Here is a 21812-nt window from a genome sequence, read left to right on the forward strand (position 1 = left end):
GGAGTGAACATGGACGCCACTTCAGCACCCTGCCCGACCTCTTCATCGAGCGCCATCGGCGTGGATGAACTGATCGATTCGCTGGTGGCGTCCCATCGCACCTTCGTCGACGATCTTCCCTACGTGGCCTCGCCGGCTTGCCTGGCCGCCACGCGCGCGCTGGTCGAAGATGAGGTGAGCGCGCTAGAGGCGCGGCTGACGGGCGAGGAGGATCGGCGCTGCCTGTTGCGGTTGAAGGACTGGCTGGCGCAGGAAATGCTGCGACTCGAACCCTGGTTCGAAGAGCGCGGCGAGCCGCGCCCGAGCTGGGTCGCGGGACGCCAGGCTATGCCGCTGTGCGATCGCCAGCGATTGGTGATGGCCAATGCCCTCGATCTCGAGGCCACGGATCCGTTGGCCAAGCGCTGCCTCGATCCGGGCTTCGACCTGGTATCGCTGCTGGTGGGCCTGTACGTGCGCGATGAGACGCGGCTTGCCCATTATGCCTTCGACCGTTACCTGCGGCTTTCGGGCGATTACGCGCTCACCCGGCTCATTTCGGTGTTCGCGGTATGCCGCTCGCTTGCCGGTGCCCGGCGAGCACTGCAGCACTGGGAGCCGGAGCGCGAGCCGGCGTTTCGGGTCGCCGAGATCATGACCGAGTGCCGGCGCTATCTCGATCTGGCCGAGCGGGTCTCCAATTTTCGCTTTCCTCCGCTGATCATCGGTGTCGGCGTGTCCGGCAGCGGCAAGAGCCGCTTCATGGCCGAAATCGTCGAGCGGCTGGGGGCCGTGAGACTGTGCTCGGATGCCGAGCGGCGGCGCCTCTTCGGACTTTCTCCACAGGCGGCAGTGCAGGATCCGGCTGTGGATATCTTCAGTGCGGAGACGACCGAGCGTACCTACCATCGTCTGGCCAGCCTGGCCGGGCTGTTGCTCAACGCCGGCATTCCGACCTGCATCGATGCCACTTGCCTGACCTACGCCCAGCGGCAGCTGCTACGACAGCAGGGCGAGGCGCGCGGCCTGCCGGTGCTCATCGTCAGCTTCGAGGCCGACGAGGAAACCCTGCGTGCACGTATCGCCAAGCGCGCCAAGCGGCAGGGGAGCGACCCGGCCATGAGCCTTGACGTGCTCGAACGGCAGCAGGCGCTGTTCGAGGAATTCCGCGACGAGGAGCGCCCTCATCTATTGCGAATCGATACCACTGCCGAGCATGTCGGCGATACCTTGGCGCTGTTGGTCGAGAAACGGGTCAGCCTGAGTTACAGCTGAGGGCGTCATGAAAAGACTTTTTTTGCTTCTTGTGGCAGGGCTGACAGGGATGAGCGCTGGCCTTGGCGCAGCAGGAGAGAACCGGATGTCAATGGAAGCGCAGCATTCTCACGGCGGTTCGGCAAACACGATTCAAGTGCTCTTCGATGGTGAGCCCGGCACGCGGTTTCAAGCCTCGTTGACGATAGAAGACGCAGATCGCTCGACGACACATGAGCTGGAAGAAACCGTTCCCATCGAACGTATCTACGAAGGAGAAGCGCTGGAAGCCAGCGTGCGCCAGACGAGTCGCGAGGGTGCTTTGACGGTGGAGGTTCGCAAGGGGGGGAGCGTCAGCCGTTCCAGCACCAGTGGGCAGGATAGTGTGGTGAGGCTACGCGTTCGCTAAGGAACCACTGTACAAATGCTTGCGCAGGCGAATCGCTGTGCTATAGCCGCCCTCCCTGGCGGCTACCCTTCAGGCCAGCCTAAAGGTTGGTTCAACTACGCTTGCCAGCGCGCTACCTGCTTTGGTTGTAGAGGTAGCGGTTATAGATCGCCCAACAGTGAAAGACGAGGAAGGTCACGAAGAACCCCACGACGATGAGCTTGGCCAGCGTCACCGTGATCATGCTTAGGGCTAGCATCTCTCCTTCGAAGATCGTCAGGTAGAATTTGGAAAACAGCCCAGCCCACAGGAAGAAGGTCAAGGCAACCATGAGCCCATCCCTTGCCTTGTAAACCAGGTTCTTTTTACCGGGGTTGTGGATGACGACGGGAGCGAGCTTATTCATGGAAGATTTCTCCTCTGTCCGGACTTGTCCAAGTGGCAAACCTACCCTTTTGCCTCCTTAGGGCCTTGGGAAAGGCAATGACTACGGTGGCCATGTTCAACATCCAGTAGGCAAGGGGATACCAAATGCACCAGTAAGCGCAGCGCAACATTCCCCTCTCGTATCTGCTGTCTATCGTGAAGCTAACGATGAACTGGGTGAGCCCAATCAGTATGAGTTCACCGCCAAAGTATGAGTAAAGAAGATTGGGGTAGTCCGTCAATGGCGAAGCATAAGGCAGGGCAATCAGCCATAGACAGATCATGAAGAACGCGGAGTAGCACCAGGCTACGCTCACAATATATTCCAGCAGTAGTGGCCAGAAACGACGGTTCTTCCACCTCACCGTTTGCGAAAAGTATCTCAGGAAGACTTCCGCGCCACCCTGGGCCCAGCGTAGCCGCTGGCGAAACAGGCCGCGCAGCGTTTCAGGCATCAAGACCCAGCAGATGGCCCGCGGCTCATACCTGACCTGACCGCCCGCGAGCTGAAGTCGCCAGCTGATGTCGATATCTTCCGTCACCATGTCGGTGTTCCAGCCTTCGATGGCCTCGAGGGCGCTGCGACGGAAGGCGCATACGACGCCTGAAATGGTAAAGACCATGCCGTAGATTCGCTGGGCCCGCTTGATCAAGCCGATGATCGAGGAGAACTCTCCCGTTTGTATCTTGCCAATTGCAGTCGAGCGTGTGCGAACCCTGGGATTGCCGGTAACGCCGCTGACATGGGGGCTCTGAACGAAATGACTTACCATGTAGCCTATGGCGTCGTAGTCGAGAATGGCATCACCATCGATCCCTACGATAATGTCTCCTGTGGCTTCGGATAGGCCATGGTTGAGTGCGCTTGCCTTGCCTCTATTGGACTGGTGAATGACCCGCAGGCTTTGGGAGAACGTTTTCAAGGCCTCCAGCTTGTCTGCCGTATCGTCGGTACTCCCATCGTTGATGGCGATGATTTCGACGTTGGGATAATTCTGTTGGAAGAGATGCCCTACGGTTTCGTTTATGTTGGCGCCTTCGTTATAGCAGGGAAGCAGAATGGTGACTTTGGGAGACTCGGCATCCCAATGAAAGCAATCCGGCCATGGCTGTTTCCTCTCCCAGTGGAGATAGAAATAGATTCCCCCACAGATCCATACCGTCGCCATGACGCTAGGGTAGGAAAAGGTGAAGATGGAGAGCGCGTCGATGATATTCATTTGCTCACCCCAAATCTTCGTCCTATGGAAAAGTGCGGCCGCAAGGCATTCATGTCGGGTTGATTGTTATGGAAATCATCCGGGTAGTAGCCGATGTGCTGGATGCCGGCATGCTTGACGGTGTCGATCCAACTCGTCAGGGTCTCGTTGGGTATGGGGCTCTCGTCTCGCCAGTCTCGGGTCTGCAGCTCGAAAACGAGCTGCTCGGCCGGCACGTTCGCCAGGGAGTCCTGCGCCAGTTCCTGTAGCCAGCGCTGAGGGTCGTCCGCCTCTTCCATGTACGGCATCGCCATGACCGCCACGTAATCGTAGGCGGCGGCGAAATTCTCCGCGGATTGGGCGAACCACGCCTGGCTCTGCGGCTCGATGATGGGAAGCGCGTAGATATTGCGTGACGTCGTGAATCGCTTGTTGTCCGCCTGACGGTAGTAGTCGGCCGACTGCGCCAGTTCGAGAGTGAAATCCGTCAGGAAAGCGGTTTTCCTGCGTGTCCAATCGTCCACCAGCGTTGCGTCCCGGCGCATCGTGTCGATATCGCGGGGCAGGTTCCACGCCGTTTCATAGGTTTCCAAGGCGTCCTCGCCGGCGTCTTCGTAGTCGGTGAGGTAGGCATCGTCATGGAATAGCAGGCCGTCGAACTTGGTCAGCCTGCCGAGATCCTGGTAGATCTCGCCAATGATGCGTCTGTTGGTCGCGGAATAGGGCGACAGGCGCAGGTAATGTTCGCTCGCGACCCGCCCGGTTCGCGCATCCGTCACGTATTCGTGGCCTGGGCCCAGGTCGAACGCGAGGACCGGCATCCAGGCATAGACCTTGACGTTGGCACGCTTCTTCAACTGCCAGGCGACCCGGTTGAACAGGTCCGCGCGCATGGGGAGATGGCGGTTGGGAAAGTAGAGGGCCTCGGCCACCCCGTTGCCGTTGGGGTCGGCGAAGGCCTGCAAATAGACCGTGGTGATGCCGAAGCGGTAGATCCGGTCGATCAACAGGTCCAGGTTGGCTTCCTGCTGGATGGGATCGGGATCGTAGACGTAGTCGAGATCGACATGGACGATCCTCAGCTCGTCCCGCTCCCAGATGCGATTGCCGAGTATCTCCTCGAAGGTCTGCAGGCTGGTTTCCTGGTCGATCAGATAGCGGCCCATGACCGCTGTCCCCTGGCCGATCCGGTTGGGCTCGCTGAGCAGGCTGAAGCTGTGGGGCATGCCATGTTCGGCAGCGATGTCCAGCGTGGCTCGGCTGTAGGCGCCATAGGGCCATACCATGATGCGTGGCGCCGTTCCGGTAATCTCCTCCAACTGGTGACTCGCCCTGCGCATGTCGCTGTGGATACGCTGCAGATAGTCCGCTTCGCTTTCGTAGCCGGAGGGTTGCCAGCGGCTGGTGACGGCGGCGGCCTGCTGGTTGCCTTGCGGGTTGCCCATCAGACCGTAGTGGAGGTCGTAGGTATGGGAGGCGATCTCGACCAGCGGATCGTCGTGCAGCTCCCGCAGCTGTTCGCGGGTCATGAAGCGATCGCGCTCGAGGAGGGTTTCGCCGTAGGGGACTCGGCCTGTCGGGGGCACGTCGATCCAACTGCCCACCACGGCCGTAATCGCGGGATAGCCATACAGCTTGAGCAATGGGTAGACGATGTCGTAGAAGCTTCGGTAGCCATCGTCGAAGACCAGCAGGACTGCCTTGTCAGGCAGCGCAGCAATGCCGGCCTCGGCGTCGAGTACCTGCTGGAACGAAACGGGCTGGTAGCCGCGGGAGCGGATCAGGTTGAAGTGCTCGATGAGGCGGGGCCGGGTGATCGTCTGCGGCAGCAGGGCCACCCCCGGCGATACGCTCAGGTCGACCACGTCGTGATAACTGATCACTACGTAATCGCCAGGCTCCCGTGCCGCCAGGGCCGGCTGTACCAGGCTCGCGATGACCAGCAGACCGAAGAGAAGGGCCGATCTGGCGCTCATGGGAATCTCCACACCAAGGCTCCTGTCAGTACCGTGTCGTGTTCCGCCTGGCCGTCGTACACGGCCCGCTCCCGGGCAATGCCATACTCCAGGGAGACGCTGGGCAGGAACTCCCAGCGCTGGTGATAGCCGAGGCTCCAGGTTTCTTCGCTGGCTTCGCCACGCTGCCAGTAGCGACCGGCACCGAGCGTGACGCCTTGGGTAAAGGTTTGGCGGTAACCCAGGGGATGGGCGTACTCGAGCAGCAGCTCCCCACTGAGGTGGGTGTCGCGCTCGGGGTTGTAGTAGCTGGCCTGCACGTCGTCGTTGCGCGATGCGCCGATCCAGCCCGTTGCGGCGAGCAGCCAGCGGTCGCGCTGGTACAGCCTCTCCTGCCAGTAGCCGAGGATGTTGCGACGCAGGTTGCCATCGTCGAAGTCGGTCAGGCTCAGCTCCGTACCCAGCGTGCGCCTTTCGTCGTGACGATAGGTCACGGCGGCGCGATAACGGTCGGCGTGGACCTCGTCGTTGAGGGCGCGCAGGGGAGTGGTGAGGCTGTTGTATTCGGCGCCAAGCGTGACGGCGAGGTGATCGGTGAAATCGTGGCGCAATGTGGCGCCGAAATGCGGCTCGTCATTGAGCTGCATGCCATGCCCGGCTGACAGCGTCAGCTGGCTGGGAAACAGGTTCCATTCATAGCCTGCGATGGCGTATCCCGCCCGCAGCGACCCTTCGTCGAAGGTGCCGTATTGGTGGCGGTGCTGCACATAGTAGCGTGAGCCGTTGTCGTTGCGTGGCGAGCGGAACACGACGTCGCTGAGCCACTCCCGTGAGGCCTGAGTGCTACCGCCGCCTTGCCCATCGCTGCGCTCCACGGAGAGGGCGAGCTCCGCTGCGCGCTGCTCCCGCCACTCTCGTTCGAGGTTGTCCCTCGATACGCTGGGCTTGGCGCTGTCGAGTTCATGGCGGACCTGTCCGACCGTGCCCCTCCAACGGCCTTGCTGGAGCCTGGCGATCAGCTCGCCATGACGTGCCGTGTCGCGTTGCTCGGGGCCAAGCAGCGATGCGGCACGCTGGTAGTCGGCCTGGGCCTGCTCGGGCCAGCCACGCCAGCGGCTAATGTCCCCCTCAGCTGCCACAGATAAGGGTTGGCAGGTGCTTCGGCGAGGTAGGCGTCGACCTGCGCGTGCGCCTCGTGCTCATTGCCGCGCCAGGCCATGAGCATGGTGTCGAGCAGAAGCACCTTCTGCAGGTTGGGATTTTCGATCTGTGTCGTGCCGGTAAAGTCCCTGCGATAGAGAGGCTCGGCGCGCCGCCACTCTGCCAGCAGGCGCTGTGCCTCGCGGTGGCGTCGCGCATCCGTATAGCTGAAGAACAGCCCTTCGTAGAGCGGATCGCTCAGGTCGTCGCCCCGCTGCGGCTCGTCGCGCAGAATGGCGTGGTAGATCGGGATGGCCTGTTCGGGGCGACCCAGCCCGCTGAGGGCATGAGCCCTGGCCCGCAGCACATAGTTGGGCAGGGAGCCGTACTGCAGGAGCAGCCGCTGACTCATCGCCTCGGCTTCGGTGAAGCGGCGCAAATGTGCCAGCGCCACGATCTTGTCGTGCTCGGCCAGCAGGCGAAGATCGTGGTCCACATCCTCCGACTCCAGCACCTGGTCGAGCCGGCCAAGGCCCCGCTCGATGCTTCGGTGATCATCGACATGGATCCCGAGGCGGATGTCGTTTACCCCCTCGTAGTAATGCAGCCATAGCGCATCGCTGGCATTGAACAGGTCGGGGTGGCGGTCGAGCAGTTCGCGGGCAGGCTCACTGGCACCGAGGCCCACCGCGAGGCGGTAGAGCGCACGTATTTCGTTGACGCGCTCCGGCTGGCGTTCGACCAGAGCCTGGCGTGCCTGCAGTTCGGCCAGGGCATCGTTCGTTTCGGCGGCCAGGTAGCCTCTCGCCTCCATCGCTTCCAGCGTGGGGCCGGCAAGTATCTCGTGGCGCTTCAGTGTGCTTTCGGCGAGCACGTAGCGGCCCTGGTCGACGTAGACCAGGGCCTGGCCCAGCCAGGCGGCCGGTTCCTCGGGCTCGCGGTGGGTCAGGGTCGTGAAGAATTCCAGTGCGAGGTCGAGTTCTCCCTGCCTGCGTGCCGCGCCCCCAAGGTCGAGCAGCTCGTGTGAGGTGAACTCCGCGGGGTAACAGTCGGCACAGACCGACAGGGCCTCCTCGAATCGCTCGGCCCTGATCAGCAGGGCAATCAGGTCACTGCGTACCGATACATTGCCCGTACGCTCGTATAGCGAGCGCAATGACATGATCGACGTGTCCCATTTGCCACTCTCGACGGCTTGCTGTACCAGAGCCTGTCGCTGGGAGTCGATCGAGGCGTCCGCCAAGGCCGCCAGGGGCAGGAGCGCAATCGCGCAGAGAGGCACAGCATCAAGCAAGCGTTTCATCAGCCTATGTCTCATCAGTTCGGCATTCGCAGCGGATGGCCGTGACAGGGTCGTTGAGGCGGCGAGGTGTCTCGGTCTACGCAACCGGCGCTCGGCTCGTCGTGCTTACTTGAGTTTCCTTTGCTGTAGTGCGCAAAAAAGGTCCCGCCTCGGCAGGACCTTTCCGCAGGCGCGCTCAGTTCTGGAAGACGTGAGCGGTGTTGCCGCCACCCACTTGTGAGGTGGTCGCGGCGTTGTTGTGGCCCATCTGCACATGGGTGGCCGTGTTGGTGGCAAGGCTCATCAGGCCGCCAAGGTAACCGGATGAGGCCGCTTGTGTGATGGAAGAGTAATGACCGTTGCCGGACTGGAAGGAGTCGGCCAGATCGTTGTAGCCGCTCTGAGTCACCTCGGAGTAGTGGTTGCGGCCGTTCTGAACGATGATGGCATCGTTGTTGAAGTTGCTCTGATCGACAGTAGCGGTATTGTACTTGCCGTCCTGGGTGATGTCGGCGGTGTTTTTCGTGTCGCGCTGAAGGACTTCGGCAACGTTTCCGGTACCTGCCTGTACGATGGTGGAGTCGTTGAAGCGGCCGTCCTGATCGACGTCGGCATAGTTGTTAATGCCAGACTGGGTGATATCGGAGGCATTCTTGACCCCATTCTGCCGCACTTGCGCGATGTTGTACTTGCCATCCTGTACCGTGTCGGAGCTGTTGGCAAAGCCGCTCTGACTGATATCGGCAAAGTTGTTCCAACCGTTCTGGTAGGTGGAGGCACTGTTCTTGGCGCCTTCCTGATTTACTTCAAGAACGTTCTGCGTGCCGATCTGCTGGCTATCGGATGAGTTGAACTGGCCGGACTGGGTAATGGCGGCACTGTTGTTCGTGCCATTCTGGAAGACGTCGGCATCATTACCCAGACCTTCCTGATCGATGTCCGAAACGTTGTAGCCCCACCAGCCCTGCTGATGAACGGTCGCACCGTTGCCGACACCGTCCTGGCTGACGCCCGAGGTGTTGTTCCCACCCCAGCCTTGGGTGTACTGGGATACGCTCACATCGTTGTCGTAACCTACCTGGTCGACATTCGATACATTGCCATTGGCCAGAGCCGTACCTGAGAAGGCAATAGCCGCTGCCATTACAGTCATCTTGAACTTCATTTTTCATTCCCTCTCGTTGAAATCCCTGGTTGAGCCGATGCCGCCAGGGCGGTGTTCGAGAAACGATAGCCAAACTATCACTTCCGTTTTCCCACTTACGGTTTCAAGCGTCTTTACATCCCTTTTCGTTGGTCATGCTTCCTGCATCTTCCCCGTGAGTCAGGAGTAAAGCCTCTAAGCCTTAATATCGATAGACCTGTACGGCGGCCTGCCCACGTGAGAACTGGGTAACAGTAATGGGACTGGTACGATGGGTCCCCAGCTGGTGAATCTCGGCGCTGCCGTATACGCCATGCTGATTGATGGTGGCCTCCTTGCCGTATCCGGCCTGCACGATTTCGGCATCGTGTCCGTGACCCTTCTGCAGAATCGAAGCCTCCAGCTGAGCGCCGCCCTGTACTACCCGAGCCTCATTTGCCGTTCCCAACTGCCTGGCACTGGCGATATTGGCCGAGCCTTGCTGAATGATTTGTGCGCTATTGTAACTACCGTTCTGTACGATGACGGAATCATTGCCGTAGCCAGCCTGATAAATCGTGGCATTTTGGTGAGAAAGAGTACCTGATGGCTCTGAATAGAGCTCAGATCCCGGCATGAGATCGGTCGCCTTGGCGGCGTTTGCCAGCAGAGTCATCCCTATCGCAAGTGTAACAATTCCGTAGTCTTTCATGGCGACTTACTCTGTGGCTTTTACGTTCAGTAACAGTGTCGGCTTGCGAGTAAACTCCTTCCATAATTCATAAGTTCCAATTTCAGTATTAATTTTTTAGCACCTGGGTCGCTGCTGAAAGAATGATTCTAACTGACGCAAAAAGTTAACCTTCTGTCCCCAGTAATGTAAAAAAAAGGCGCCAGAATATGGCGCCTTGAAACTCTAGCGTTTTCATAGCATGGGGGGAGCCGATTCTCGATAGGCCATGAGAATTTCGTGATTATGGTCGCCGGGGTTGGCCAGGTTCCATAGCCCTCGATCGACTCCCTGTGTAACGAGATGTATGACGGCGGATTCGATGGCCGACATTACCGCCATTTGTACGGGTTCATTGTGCGTATACCCTGCCTCGGCCTCCAGTAGGCGACGGAAACTGACGAAGCGATATACTCCGGCACGAACCTCATAGGAATAAACCGTCTTACTGGTGGTTACGTTGGCCAGGACTTCGCCGGTGGCAATATCCACGGCGCGGAGGTTGACGGTAACCTGATCGACCTGATACTGACCGGACGATCCGATGCCGAAATACTCGGCGCCTACGCCGCCCGTCTTCATGTTGGAGTCGTAGGCAATGATCCCCCCTTCCATCAGGATGCGGGCCGCGTTGAGAGAGCCCAGCTCGTGTTCGCGTCCGTTTCTTTCCAGGTTCGCACGTATGATGCGCCGTTCCGTGAGCAGGTTCTGCAACCCGACTCGCTCCAGCGGCACGAACCAGCCCGAATCCGCTAGCGCGGAGCTCAGCATGGCGGCTCCGCCTTGGGTCACCGCTGTCGAGAAGGTGCTGGCAGGCTGGGGACGGTACTGGCCAGTCTGGTCCCTGAAGTCATAGACGGCCGTGAGTATCGGAGCCGCTGGGCGTGGCAGGCTGGTCAGGTCGAGATAGGTTCCTGCTCGAGGAACGAGGGTAGCCGGTGCTCCCTCCAGCCCTTCGGGCGAGGTGACCATGCTGACGCATCCACCAAGGAAGATCAGCCCGGACAAGCAACCGATTCTGAGTGCTTTCATGTTCAGGCCCCTTAAAATGGAGTTCCGAAATCGATGCGTGTCACTTCGTTCGTTCTCTTGTCGGTGATCACCATCTGGAAAGCGCCGCCACCTACATTGACGAACCTGACGTTGAGCGAAGAATTGTCGATGACGCTTTCGCTTCCCCCGGGGTTGTTGGGATCGAGCGCATCGTCGATAGCACGGTTGATGAGATCGGCGCGCAGGTCCTGAAGGAAAAAGTCGACCTCGGAGAAGCGACCGAAATCCGGGGCGTTGGGATCCTTGTGCGTGTCCTGTGCCTGAGCCTTGTTGAGCAGGTGGTTGCCCAGCAGGGGATCCCCTCCGAACGAAGGGTTGATGGGACGGTAGATGAGTTCTCCCGCCTGAGTGCCCACCGAGCAGGATAGGAGCAGCCCGACAAGAGAGAGCTTCCGCAGTAGTGAACGTGGATGTTGTTTCATGGTGTTCTCCTTCTAGTGCATCCTTTCCGCTAGATTTCCTCGTCGGCCAGGTCCGGGTCGCTCTCGAGCGCCTGCATGATGCTGCGTTGCACGAGGAGCTGCTCCACCTGTTCCACGGCTGCCTCGGCATATCGGTCGATATCGCTCAATCGGGGAGGGAGCGCGGCCTGGAAGAGAATGCGATTGTTCTCCGCGACCCAGACCTGGCTTCCCCAACGCGCGTCGGGGCGTTCGTGCACGGACAGTGTCGTGCTGGATAGAATGTGGCTTTCCGAGCTCAACTGGCTGAAACGCCGGTAGAAAGTCTTGCCCATCATGGTGATGGTGCGATCGACGATCACGCCTGACAGTCCGGGCTCGCCCAGGCGAAACTGGCGCGACAGTTCTTCCGTTGCCTCTCCCTCTTCCAGCGCTTCTTCCTCTTCGATTGCGCCTTGAGGCACTTGCGGCTCCCTCGGGGCTGTAGGCAGGCTGGAACTTGGTGTCTCCACCTCGGCCAAGGCAAGGGAACCAAGTGCCACCAGGAAAAGGGCCATTGGAAATTTCTTGCGAAAGAAAGCCATTGTCCTTCGCTCTCGAATCAGTGATTGGGTGAGGCTCGGTCGTAGCGTTGAAGCGGCATCGGGGGAGGCGGTCCCAGGTTCTGCCGGGCCCAGTTCACAGCCTGCATGCGGTTGCTGACATTGATCTTGCGAAAGATGTTATAGAGGTGCGACTTCACCGTATGCTCACTTACGTAAAGGAGTTCGGCGATTTCGGTGTTGGAAGCGCCGGAGCCAAGCAAGCCGATGATTTCCAGCTCGCGCTGCGTAATGCCGCAAGCGGGACGGTAGCAGTTGATCTGCTGACGTCGATAAAAGTCAATCAAGCGCGTCATCAGTGAGCGTGACAGCCAGAAATCTCCAGCCAGCAGGCGCTGAAGGCCCTTGCAGATCAGCTCGAGGCTGTCGCTACGGTAAAAGACACCTTTCAGCTGCATGAGGCTCAACAGCTGAGCGGCGTGGTCTTCGTTCCTGAGATTGAAGGCCGTCAATATCCAGCCCGGCTGCTGGTGATACTGCGCCTGCCATGCCTGCATGGTCGTCTCTTCGAGATGATCGATGTCCAGCAGGACGACAGTTCGCGAGTCGCTGTCTTCTCCAACGAGGCTGCACGCTTCACCAGGCGTTTCTGGTGGCACGATGTACAAGTCACGCTGCAATTGCTGATGAACGTAACCGACAAAGAGCTGCGTTTGTGGGTTGCTTTCGGTAGCTAGCAGGATAATCCCTCTTCCAAGTTCCATGCCCGTTGTCCCCTAAAAAGTATGCTTTTCTTGGTGTGACCTTCTTCAAATCTCATGGAAAGCATGGGACATCTTGGTTCAATTAAAGCCCGTATGTAAAGTTATGTTTCAGCATGTATTGTTTAGTTGGAATGAATGAGATTTCTCATACTTTCGGGTAGAAAAAATATATTTTTCAAGGATATGTAACGCAGGCAGGCTTCTTGCAAAATCGATGCATTTCGTAGACTATGAAATTTTCTTGAATAAAATTCACTTGAAAGGCGGGATTGTTACAATTTCTTAAAGGATAGATTAAGCAAGGTTCACGGAGTTTCTTCTGAATCCTCTCCTTCTGTTTCACGAAGGATACATTGCCAGACCATGTCTCGGCTCCTTGTGATAGCTGAAAATTGCATCTTTCTTTTCCGAACATGTTTCATATGGCTGACACTTGTGAGCCGTTCGAATTTTTATGGAAAATATCAGTATGTTATCAGGCCAAGGCTGCCTGGGAGAGTTGGATCTCAATGAAGTACTCTCAAAAAAGTTACTTTTTCTTCAGTATAGTTCGACGGAGAGTGCTGATGACAACGTCTCCCCTACCGAGCGGGACATAAGAATTAGGAGTTTCCCGGTTCAGGCTTGCTCTACCAACACTGGCCGCTCTTGCCTGTCTTGTTGCAGTGTAAAGAATTGGTTACTCGGTGTTCTTTTCGTAAACCAATGAGATTGAACAGCTTGTGCCTTGAGCTGATGATTCTCGGAAATTAGCTGTCATATTGGCGAAACCTTTCCTGATGAATCTGCTCGTGTACTTGCGTGAATGGCATGTCAGGAAAGCCGTTTCCTGAATGTGAAAAATTCATATGTTATTGTTTTGTAAGTTTCTGCATCCCTTATGGCATGAAGAGTGCCATCTATTCTACGACCATGAGTTCTGCATGTACGACAGGTACGAAGGCAAGAAAAAACGGATTTTCCTAGGACCAATCCGAGCGAAATGCGTGAGCGTCATGGTCATGGTTAGGAGCACTCATCATGCATGATAAGGGAGAAAAGACATGAAAAAGCACTATGCGATAGCGGGATCTTCGCTGCTGGCTCTGGTGATGGCCATTTCGTTTGCGCATGCTGACGCGGTGGCCGTTGGTGGTAGTGGCGGCAGCAGCTATGGCGGCGATGGTGGCGGCGGTGGCAGCAGCAACAGTGCCTCCGGTTCCGGCGCCTGGAACAACGCCAGCGATATGGACGATGGCGCCGATGCCGGGAGTGAAGCAAGCATCTACGCCAACAGCAGCGCGACCAGCAGTGCCGGGAACGGCGGGGCCGGCGGCATGGGTGGAGCTGGCGGTGCAGCCGGCGCCGGTGGTGATGCCTGGGCCATGAGTGAATCCTACAACACCAGCACCAGCGTGGTGGCGATTCAGGATTTGCGTTCCACGGTGACCGGTTCGCGCATCAACATCAATGCCGGTGACGGAGCGACCGGCGGCTCAGGCAGCAGCGGTGGCGATGCCTTGGGAGTGAGTGCCGGTGTGGGTGTCGGCGGTGCCGGCGGCGATGGTACCGGCGGTGATGGCGGTCGCTCCGTTGCGGTCGGTGGCGATGGCGCCGATGGCGGTGATGGTGCCGGACTGGGGCTGGGCCTTGGCCTGGGCGCCGGCCAGGGTGGCAGCGCCGACAGCAGCAACGGAAGCGGGGGTGCCGACAGCAGTGCCTCGGGCGGGCTGGCGGGTAACTTCGCCGGAGATGACATCGAGAACAACAACTCCGCCTCGGCGGGCGGTAGCAGCAGTGGAGACGCCACCGCATCTCCCTCCGTGGCAGCCGGTACCGGTGGTGCCGGTAGTGGCACCGGTACTGGCACCGGCACTGGCACCGGTACCGGTGGAGAAGGCGGAGCAGGGGGCGATGCCGTGGCTGGGGCCGGCGGCAGCTCCACCGGTAACGGCGGCGGCGGCGGCGGCGGTACCGGTACCGGCGGCGATGCTATTGCCACCGCTGGCAACGGCGGCAATGGCGGCACCGGCGGCAACGGTGGCAGCGCCTCGCTGGTTACCGGTGGTGCCTCCATGGCGGCAGGTGCCGGTACCTTTGGTGGTATCGCCAACATGAACCTCTCTACCGGCATCTACAACTCGCAGCTTGCGGGTACCAACGTGGCGGCGCACAGCAACGTCCACATCGGCAACTGAGGAACTGCTTGTGCGCGAGGAAGGGCCGGTGGCCAGGCTGCCGGCCCTTCCTCGGTTCCATTGACGAAGCGGCGAGAGGGAGCGTTGTCATGAAGCGTTTTGAGTGGATGGTGTGCGCGGCACTGGCAGTCGGGGTGGGGCTTGCTGGTCCTCTGGCGGTGGCGGAGGAAGGCGTGACGGCAGGGTTCGATTTACATCAGCGCATCGAGGTCAGCGAACTGGAGAGCGTTACCGGCAAGGAGGGATTCCGCGACTTAGTCAACGTGCAGAGCATCCAGAACATGGAGGCCGTGGCGACGGGGGCCTCGTTCACCGCCGATACGATCGTCTCGGGCAATATCACGATCGAAGCCAACGCCATGGATCGGATTTCCGGTATCACCTTGATGAATCTCATGACGGGGCACGCCAATGCCGTTTCGACCGGGGTCAGCATCAGCATCTATGCGCCTCAGTGAGCGCACGGGCGAGGAGCGGAGGATGGCCCGGAGCCTGTGGCGTCTCGGGGCAGCGGCGGCTTGGTTCGTCATCGGCCTGCAGGCGCCCTTGCTGCAGGCCGGGTCGGTGACGATCGCACTCAATGGTGGTTTCGGCTCGGTGACCGTGCCAGCCAGAAGCCATCACGAAATGCGCTGGGATGGCGTCGTCGCTCAGCAATACGACTACAGCTGTGGTGCCGCCGCCGTGGCGACGCTGCTTACCTACCACTACGACAGGCCCACCACGGAAGCCGAGGTCTTCGAGGCGATGATCCATGGCGGAGAGGTCGAACAAATCCGGGAACAGGGCTTTTCGATGCTCGACATGAAGCGTTACCTCGATGCCCAGGGGCTGAGTTCGGACGGTTTTCGGGTCGGGCTCGACGATCTTGTCCGCATCGGTATCCCTGCCATTACTCTGATCAATACTGGGGGTTATCGCCATTTTGTGGTGATCAAGGGAATGGATGACGGCAACGTGCTGATCGGCGACCCCGCCGTAGGCACCGTGGCAGTGCCCAAGGCGCATTTCGAATCGATCTGGAGCGGCCTGGTACTGGGCGCGCGCGCCGATTCAGAAATCGCCAAGGCTAACTTCAACCATGAGCGCGACTGGCAGATCCGGCCATCGGCCCCCATCGGCAGCGGCATCGACCGTGCCGACGTAGCCTCGATGCTGCTGCAACTGCCGGCGATCAACGAATTGGGGCGCTGAGAGATGCATGCACGCTCGATCACCAAACGAATGCTGGCCAGGCGACTAGCGGGTGGTGATGCTAGGCGGAGAGTGAGCTGCCACGGGAAAATTCGCTCATGGCTGCTGTCGCTGTCGCTGTTGCTGGCAAGTGCCTCGATACAGGCAGCCGATTTCGATTACCTGACGCCGCTCGGAGAAGCCGAGCTGAGCGAACTTCGCGGCGGATTCCAGATCGCCGGGCTCGACATGAGCTTCGGCGCCACGCTGCAGACCCTGGTCGACAACGTACGGATGGATACCGTGTTTGTCATCAGCGGGGCGGGTGCCGAGATCGTGTCCCAGACGATCAGCCAACACCAGTCCATCGATGGCCAGGTGGTCTCCCGAGTAGGGGAGGGCAGCGGCAACACCATCGTGGAGCTGACCCCGGGCGGCATCGACCTGACCGGGATGAAGGATTTCTCCGGCCTGGTGGTAAACGATGGCAAGGGGTTTACCTCGGTGTTCCACACGGTGACCAAGAACGCCATCCTTGGTGCAGTAGTCAGCGATGCCTCGGAGCGGGACATCCGCCAGCATATGGATATCGGCGTACAGGTGAACAACCTGCCTGCACTGCGCGCGGCCCAGCAGCGCCAGGCCATCGTGGAGTCGCTGGCTCGCTAGCCGGCTCAGGGCGAACGCAGCAGGATCGGTGCCTGGCACCGATCCTGCTGCTCTCAGAAGGCATTGGTACCGAACGGAATCCTGAGAGTGAGCACGGTATTGGGGGCATCGTCGGTCACGCCGAGTTCGAGGCCCAGGTTGACCGACACGTCCTGGTTGAGCTGGTAGGACCACCCCAGCAGCAGCGAGCCGACATTGAGCGTGCGCGAACTCTGAGTAGCGGTTCGATCATCTTGAAAATAGGTGGTTTTGGTCTTGTCTATGAAGTCGTTCTTGAAGCCAAGGGTGAAGGAGGCCCGGGGGTTGATGGCGTAGGCCATGCCGAAGCTGAGCCGTACCGCATCGCCGGGGTCGACCTTGCCGATCCAGAGATCCTCGGTGATCTGCTGGTTGACGTCATCGCTCATGTTGTAGAGGTAGCCGACATTGGCGAAGAAGACCGCCGGGTCGGAGGGGAGGAGCGCGGTGATACTGGGCTCGATGGCATGAAAGCCGGAGCCGGTAGCCAGTTCCTGCTCGATGCCGTCGGAGTCGCGGGCGATGTCGAAGGGGCCGTCTCCAGTCGTGGTCTTGTAGCGCAGGTTGCCGACGAAGAAGGGCCAGCCGTTGTGGCCGCGGTTGAGCTGATAGCGTGCGGTGAGTTCGATGTCCCCCAAGCCATTACCGGACAGGTCGCGGTCGATATCGAAGCTGCTGTCGCCAGCCACGGGCACGGTTGCTCTTATGGTATCGTCGCGATAGACGTAGGGCACCTTAAGCTCCATCTCGAGGCGGTCGGTGATGCCCAGGCGGCCGGTGAGCGCGGCGGTCCAGATGTCCCGCTCGGCCTCCTCGGCGCTGAACACGCCGATCAGCAGGGTGCTGAGGATTTCGATGCCGCGGAAGGTCAGGCGGTTGACCCCCGCATGGGAGTACTGCAGCGAGGGCTCGATGACCAGACGGCCGCGGGGCGTTAGCACCCCGCCGATATCGGCGATGGCCTGCACCTCCGGCTGCTGCGGCGGTGCTTCGACGGGGGCCTGTCCCACGGGCGACGTGATACCGCCTGGTGCGGCGCTTTCCTGGGCGGCTACCGCCTGAGCCAGGGCCAGGCCGATGGCGGTGGGCAGCAGCAGGGTGTGTATTCTGGTCATGTTTTCTTCCCCTTGATGTCCCGATTTGGATAACTGCCGCGATCAGTAGCGGTCGTCGATGCGTTGGATGTCGTACTTGTCCATCAGGCGATACAACGTGACACGAGAGATCCCCATTTCTCTCGATGCCTTGGCGACGTTGTGCCGGTTGCGCTTCAGGGCGCTGATGATGGTGTTGCGTTCTGCTTGCTCGCGGATCTGCTCCAGCGAAGGAGGTCGATAAGGCTTGCTTGGGTTGCCGATGGGAATGTTCTCGGCCTCGATATAGGGCGGGTCGGACATGAGCATGGCGCGGCAGACCGTGTTCATCAGCTCGCGAATGTTGCCCGGCCAATCGTGCTCCTGCAGCAGCGCCATGGCTTGGGGACTGAAGCCCACCAGGCCGGGGGGCCTGTACTGCTTGAACTGCTCGAAGAAGAGTTCGACGAGCGGTCTGATGTCTTCCTTCCTCTCGCGTAGCGGTGGTATCCGGATCTCGAGCACGTTCAAGCGGTAGAAGAGATCCAGCCGGAAGTTGCCTTCTTCCACCAGTGTGGGAACATGCCGATTGGTGGCGGCGACGATGCGGACGTCTGCCTTCGTCTCCTTGTGGCTACCCAAGCGAGAGATGCTACGGCTCTCGATGAAGCGCAGGAAAGTAGACTGCAGGTCGTAGGGCAGCTCGCTGACTTCATCCAGAAACAAGGTCCCTCCGGAAGCGGCCTCGATCTTTCCCATGCGACGACAGTGGGCATCCGTGAACGCGCCTCTTTCGAAGCCGAACAGTTCGGATTGGATGAGGCTGGCCGGGATGGCGCCGCAATTGACGGTGACGAAGGGGGCCTGGGCGCGCGGCGAGAGTTCATGGATGGCTCTGGCAGCCAGCTCCTTGCCGGTACCTGACTCACCGGTGATGAACACGGGGGCATCGACGCCTGCCAAGGTGCGTAGCTGTTCGAAGACTCGGTGCATGCCGGGCGTATGACTGATCATGCATCTTCTGGAAACGTTGAGTCTCGTCTCCTGCTTGATGCGTGAGGCAATGGCTTGCCGCTTGGCGATGTGACGCAAGAGACAGGCTAGGCCAGGTAAATCTTCCTGTTGATGGACGCTATGGAACATCCGGCCCAGGGCAAGCCGAAGAGCCGAAGTCATGGCTTGTCGGGGATCGATCAGCGCCACCCATTCGAAGCCGCTGTCGAGAAGGAGATTCTCCACTTCGGGTAGATGCGTCGAATCCTCCTCCTGAAGATGGATGAGGCCGACGTCGAACTCCCTTTTCGCCATGATTCGCCAAGCTTTGGAAAGGCTCTCTGCAGGCGAGACGAAGTAGCCCTGTGCACATAGCGCCACTTGAATTTTTCTCGAACGGTCGGAAGTCCGGTCCACCAGTATGATGTTGGGTTGCGTTTCCATATCGGGATATCCCTATGGGTGCGCTCCTATTCTTCTTTTTCTTTCCCGACCGATTCAGTGCCTCGATTCTCGCTTGTAGCTGGGGGGAACGCTGAACAGGTTCCTTCTCGCCCAGTTCATGGCTTGTAGTCGGTTATGTACTTTGATTTTTCGGAAGATATTGTAGAGATGGGACTTGACGGTATGCTCACTGACGAACAGCTTTTCGGCTATTTCCGAATTGGTGGCTCCGGTACCGAGCAGACCGATGATCTCCAACTCGCGCTGCGTCAGGCCGCATGCGGGACGATAGGAATTCATCTGCTGCCGACGCAGGAGCTGTATCATGCGTGACATCAAGGTGCGAGACATCCATAGGTTCCCGCTGCGAAGTGCTTCGATTCCCTTGCAGATCAGATCGACGCTGTCATTGCGGTAAAAGATACCTTGTAGGTTGAGCGAGGAAAGCAGTTCGACGGCGTGCCCTTCGTCGCGGACATTGAACGCGGCAAGACTGACATTTTCCTTGCCATCCGCGGCGTTTTGCCATTTCTGCATGCTCGCTTCGCTCAAGTGATCCAGATCCAGAATCACCAGTACCACCTCATCTTCTGCCATGGAGGGCATGGCTTCGGTATCGACAGCAATGACTTCATGGTCGAGCTGATGTTGCAGGTGCTCGATGAACAGCTTCGATTGAGGGTTGGTGGCGGTAACGAGAAGAATCCGGTAATCCATGGTTGTCATGCTCGCCCCTCCCTTTTATTCGAACTTCTAAATGTAAAAAAATGTAAAAATCCTTTGCATATGGGAGTCTCGGTCATAAATGACAAAGATGTTAATACGTCTTTTGCATATAGAAGTCGGTATTTATTCTTGTTGGATCTAGTTTCTCATACTGATCGGTTCCATCTGCTGGTACCAGCCTGCTGATGGAAGTACTTTTACAGACTCATATGCCGCGAAAAAAATCATATGCAACAGCTGGTTGCGTGGGTTTTGTCCTGGGCCATTGGGGCGAGGTCACGCTAAGTTTGCCGTTACCGCTCTTTCTGGCAGTATTAGAGCGTTACACGATGAGTTGGCTGTTTTTCCTTCTTTCTACTGACAAGCCTCTTCCAACTGCCTTCTCATCTGAAACGTTTTTTTACAATTCGAAAATATGACGTAGCCGCACCAGGGTGTGAGGCCACGCCCGTACCGGGATATACCGACAGTACGGGGCATGGACCTTCTGGGGGAGGCGTCAGGCGGACGAGAGGGAAATGGAAGTGTCGCTGTTGCGCGTCAGTTGATGCTTCTCCATGAGGCGGTAGAGAGTTACACGGGACACGCCCAGCTCATCTGCCGCCTTCTTGACCTTGTGCTTGTTGCGACGCAGGGCGCAGATCAATGCTTCCTTTTCCGCGTTGTTGCGCGCCTCCTCGAGAGTGACGACGTTTCGGTTCAGGGTGCGTCGCTCCAGCCCCAGATCGGTGGGCTTGATCAAGCGCTGCTCGCACATGACCATGGCACGACGCACCCGGTTGATCAGCTCGCGGATATTGCCCGGCCAGTGATATTGACGCATGAGAGCTAGGGCCTCCTGGCTGAAGCCGCGAACCTTCATGGATTTCTCTTCGATGAATTTGTCGAAGAAGAACTTGGCCAGGATCTCGATATCCTCCTGGCGCTCCCTGAGCGGGGGGATATCGACTTGCAGCACGTTGAGCCGATGATAGAGGTCCTCGCGGAAGCGACCTTCCTCCACGGCTTTCTCGAGATTCACGTGGGTGGCGGATAGAATACGGACATCGACACGGATCTCGTCGAGGGCACCGATACGCTGGATGGTTTTCTCCTCCAGAAACCGCAGTAGATTGACCTGCAGTTCCAGGGAGAGATCCCCTATTTCATCCAGGAATAGCGTGCCTCCCGCTGCCGCCTCGATCTGCCCAATCTTCTGCTGGCTGGCGCCGGTGAAGGCACCCTTTTCATGTCCGAACAGTTCGGACTGGATCAGGTTGCTGGGCAAGGCGCCACAGTTTACTGCGACGAAGGGAGCCGAAGCGCGCGTCGATCGTGCGTGAATGGCACGGGCGGCAAGCTCCTTGCCCGTTCCTGACTCGCCGCTGATGAATACGGGGGCATCGACGGAGGCGACACGCCGGATGGTGTCGAACACTTTCTGCATGGCGGGTACGGTTCCCACCATCTCGAACTCCGCTTCCTGGGGTTTGGCAGTGCTCTCTTCGGTCCTGAGCCGCTTCATGGCTGCGGCATGTTGCATGAGGCAGTCAACTTGGTCGATATCGATGGGCTCCGACTGAAAAGCCATGAAGACGCTACCCAGGATCTTGCACAGCACCGGGTCGTCAAGTTCCGGTTCGCGCAACAGCGCCATCCACTCCATGTCTGAGCGAATGACGAGTCGCTCGATCTGCTTAAGGTCTTCATGGCTTTCATGCAGGCAAAGAATACCCGCTTCATGTTCGGTTTCGTTGAGCCGAGCCACCGCCTGGGACAGGGTATCTGCCGTGTTGATGTGCCATCCCTTTTCCTGCATGCGCTCAACGAATGCTAGCTGGTCGTTGCCCAGCGATCCCACCATCAAGAGTCTTGCCTTGTTATCCATTATCGCTCGTCCCTTTTCGAATCCTTCGATATTAAAGCAAGCGTTAGGTATCTTTTCTTTACGTTGTCGATACGTTTTCTAAATTAGATAGTCTTGGGTCGCCTATGGTCCATAACATTGTTTAACTACTCATGGTCATACAGACTTTGCTGATCGAACCTCATGGCTTGGCGTTACCTCGTGGGGTCCAGCGGTTGCGTGAAAGCTTGTGCGCTTCCGGCGCCTGCATCATGGCAATTTTGCAGTGACGTCCTGCAGTGGCACTGCCCGAGGCTGGATGTAAAGATAGGTTACAGGAATGCGTACAACAAGCCCGCATGCCCAATGTGCTGTACCGGCTTTGCCAACTGTTTCTGGCCGTTCTATTTCCTGGCCGTTCTATTGCAGAACGCCGCCCATGGGCCGGAAGAGAGATTGGTTCAGCCCAGGTCCCGGC

Annotated in this window: 21 protein-coding genes; 6 read left to right on the plus strand and 15 right to left on the minus strand. The window is 58.8% G+C overall.

Features of this window, described 5'->3' with window-relative positions; translation table 11 throughout:
• The first annotated feature begins 9 nt into the window (after positions 1-9).
• A complete protein-coding gene (locus EKK97_RS23370) occupies positions 10-1254 on the plus strand; it encodes a P-loop nucleotide/nucleoside kinase family protein (protein WP_159555607.1) in 1245 nt (414 codons plus the stop codon).
• A gap of 7 nt (positions 1255-1261) precedes the next feature.
• Positions 1262-1642 (plus strand): hypothetical protein, encoded by a 381-nt coding sequence (locus EKK97_RS23375; protein WP_159555608.1) that lies wholly within the window; start codon positions 1262-1264, stop codon positions 1640-1642.
• Between the two features lie 112 nt (positions 1643-1754).
• Here the strand turns inward: EKK97_RS23375 and EKK97_RS23380 are convergent, their stop codons facing one another.
• The 11 genes from EKK97_RS23380 to EKK97_RS23425 form a co-directional block, all read right to left on the minus strand.
• Positions 1755-2027 carry a hypothetical protein gene (locus EKK97_RS23380; protein WP_159555609.1) on the minus strand — a complete coding sequence of 91 codons (273 nt, stop codon included), beginning with the start codon at positions 2025-2027 and terminating at the stop codon, positions 1755-1757.
• Positions 2020-3267 carry a poly-beta-1,6-N-acetyl-D-glucosamine synthase gene (gene pgaC, locus EKK97_RS23385; RefSeq protein WP_159555610.1) on the minus strand — a complete coding sequence of 416 codons (1248 nt, stop codon included), beginning with the start codon at positions 3265-3267 and terminating at the stop codon, positions 2020-2022. Before pgaC ends, EKK97_RS23380 begins: the two co-directional genes overlap by 8 nt.
• Positions 3264-5222, minus strand: coding sequence for a poly-beta-1,6-N-acetyl-D-glucosamine N-deacetylase PgaB (gene pgaB / locus EKK97_RS23390; protein WP_201296971.1), 1959 nt, complete (start codon positions 5220-5222; stop codon positions 3264-3266). The genes pgaC and pgaB overlap by 4 nt, the downstream gene beginning before the upstream one ends.
• Entirely contained in the window at positions 5219-6076 is an 858-nt protein-coding gene (locus EKK97_RS26010) for a PgaA family protein (protein WP_340162991.1), read from the minus strand. Before EKK97_RS26010 ends, pgaB begins: the two co-directional genes overlap by 4 nt.
• 140 nt (positions 6077-6216) lie before the next feature.
• A complete protein-coding gene (locus tag EKK97_RS25225) occupies positions 6217-7644 on the minus strand; it encodes a PgaA family protein (RefSeq protein WP_236551329.1) in 1428 nt (475 codons plus the stop codon).
• 175 nt (positions 7645-7819) lie between these two features.
• Positions 7820-8788: a hypothetical protein gene (locus tag EKK97_RS23400; RefSeq protein ID WP_159555612.1), complete on the minus strand. Its 969-nt coding sequence runs from the start codon at positions 8786-8788 to the stop codon at positions 7820-7822.
• 181 nt (positions 8789-8969) lie between these two features.
• Positions 8970-9458 (minus strand): hypothetical protein, encoded by a 489-nt coding sequence (locus EKK97_RS23405; RefSeq protein WP_159555613.1) that lies wholly within the window; start codon positions 9456-9458, stop codon positions 8970-8972.
• A gap of 213 nt (positions 9459-9671) precedes the next feature.
• Positions 9672-10508 (minus strand): CsgG/HfaB family protein, encoded by an 837-nt coding sequence (locus EKK97_RS23410; RefSeq protein ID WP_159555614.1) that lies wholly within the window; start codon positions 10506-10508, stop codon positions 9672-9674.
• 11 nt (positions 10509-10519) lie between these two features.
• Entirely contained in the window at positions 10520-10951 is a 432-nt protein-coding gene (locus tag EKK97_RS23415; protein WP_159555615.1) for a curli assembly protein CsgF, read from the minus strand.
• A gap of 29 nt (positions 10952-10980) precedes the next feature.
• Positions 10981-11394: a CsgE family curli-type amyloid fiber assembly protein gene (locus EKK97_RS23420; protein ID WP_201296972.1), complete on the minus strand. Its 414-nt coding sequence runs from the start codon at positions 11392-11394 to the stop codon at positions 10981-10983.
• 137 nt (positions 11395-11531) lie between these two features.
• The gene (locus tag EKK97_RS23425; protein ID WP_159555617.1) at positions 11532-12236 is read right to left on the minus strand and encodes a response regulator transcription factor; all 705 of its coding nucleotides are present in this window, start codon (positions 12234-12236) and stop codon (positions 11532-11534) included.
• Positions 12237-13279: 1043 nt separating this feature from the next.
• On the opposite strand from EKK97_RS23425, the gene EKK97_RS23430 reads away from it, so the two are divergent.
• The 4 genes from EKK97_RS23430 to EKK97_RS23445 all read left to right on the plus strand — a co-directional run bounded on the left by EKK97_RS23430 (position 13280) and on the right by EKK97_RS23445 (position 16255).
• Positions 13280-14413 (plus strand): hypothetical protein, encoded by a 1134-nt coding sequence (locus EKK97_RS23430; protein WP_159555618.1) that lies wholly within the window; start codon positions 13280-13282, stop codon positions 14411-14413.
• Positions 14414-14502: 89 nt separating this feature from the next.
• Positions 14503-14871 (plus strand): hypothetical protein, encoded by a 369-nt coding sequence (locus tag EKK97_RS23435; protein WP_159555619.1) that lies wholly within the window; start codon positions 14503-14505, stop codon positions 14869-14871.
• 22 nt (positions 14872-14893) lie between these two features.
• A complete protein-coding gene (locus tag EKK97_RS23440; RefSeq protein ID WP_234287073.1) occupies positions 14894-15607 on the plus strand; it encodes a C39 family peptidase in 714 nt (237 codons plus the stop codon).
• Between the two features lie 72 nt (positions 15608-15679).
• Positions 15680-16255: a hypothetical protein gene (locus tag EKK97_RS23445; protein ID WP_159555620.1), complete on the plus strand. Its 576-nt coding sequence runs from the start codon at positions 15680-15682 to the stop codon at positions 16253-16255.
• Between the two features lie 53 nt (positions 16256-16308).
• Here the strand turns inward: EKK97_RS23445 and EKK97_RS23450 are convergent, their stop codons facing one another.
• The 4 genes from EKK97_RS23450 to EKK97_RS23465 form a co-directional block, all read right to left on the minus strand.
• Complete coding sequence (locus tag EKK97_RS23450) at positions 16309-17388, minus strand: transporter (protein WP_159555621.1); 1080 nt, start codon at positions 17386-17388, stop codon at positions 16309-16311.
• A gap of 42 nt (positions 17389-17430) precedes the next feature.
• Positions 17431-18654 carry a sigma 54-interacting transcriptional regulator gene (locus EKK97_RS23455; protein WP_159555622.1) on the minus strand — a complete coding sequence of 408 codons (1224 nt, stop codon included), beginning with the start codon at positions 18652-18654 and terminating at the stop codon, positions 17431-17433.
• 183 nt (positions 18655-18837) lie between these two features.
• Entirely contained in the window at positions 18838-19509 is a 672-nt protein-coding gene (locus EKK97_RS23460) for a LuxR C-terminal-related transcriptional regulator (RefSeq protein WP_159555623.1), read from the minus strand.
• 499 nt (positions 19510-20008) lie between these two features.
• The gene (locus EKK97_RS23465) at positions 20009-21376 is read right to left on the minus strand and encodes a sigma-54 dependent transcriptional regulator (RefSeq protein WP_159555624.1); all 1368 of its coding nucleotides are present in this window, start codon (positions 21374-21376) and stop codon (positions 20009-20011) included.
• Between the last annotated feature and the right edge of the window lie 436 nt (positions 21377-21812).

It is taken from the genome of Billgrantia tianxiuensis, assembly GCF_009834345.1.
Classification (GTDB): domain Bacteria; phylum Pseudomonadota; class Gammaproteobacteria; order Pseudomonadales; family Halomonadaceae; genus Halomonas; species Halomonas tianxiuensis.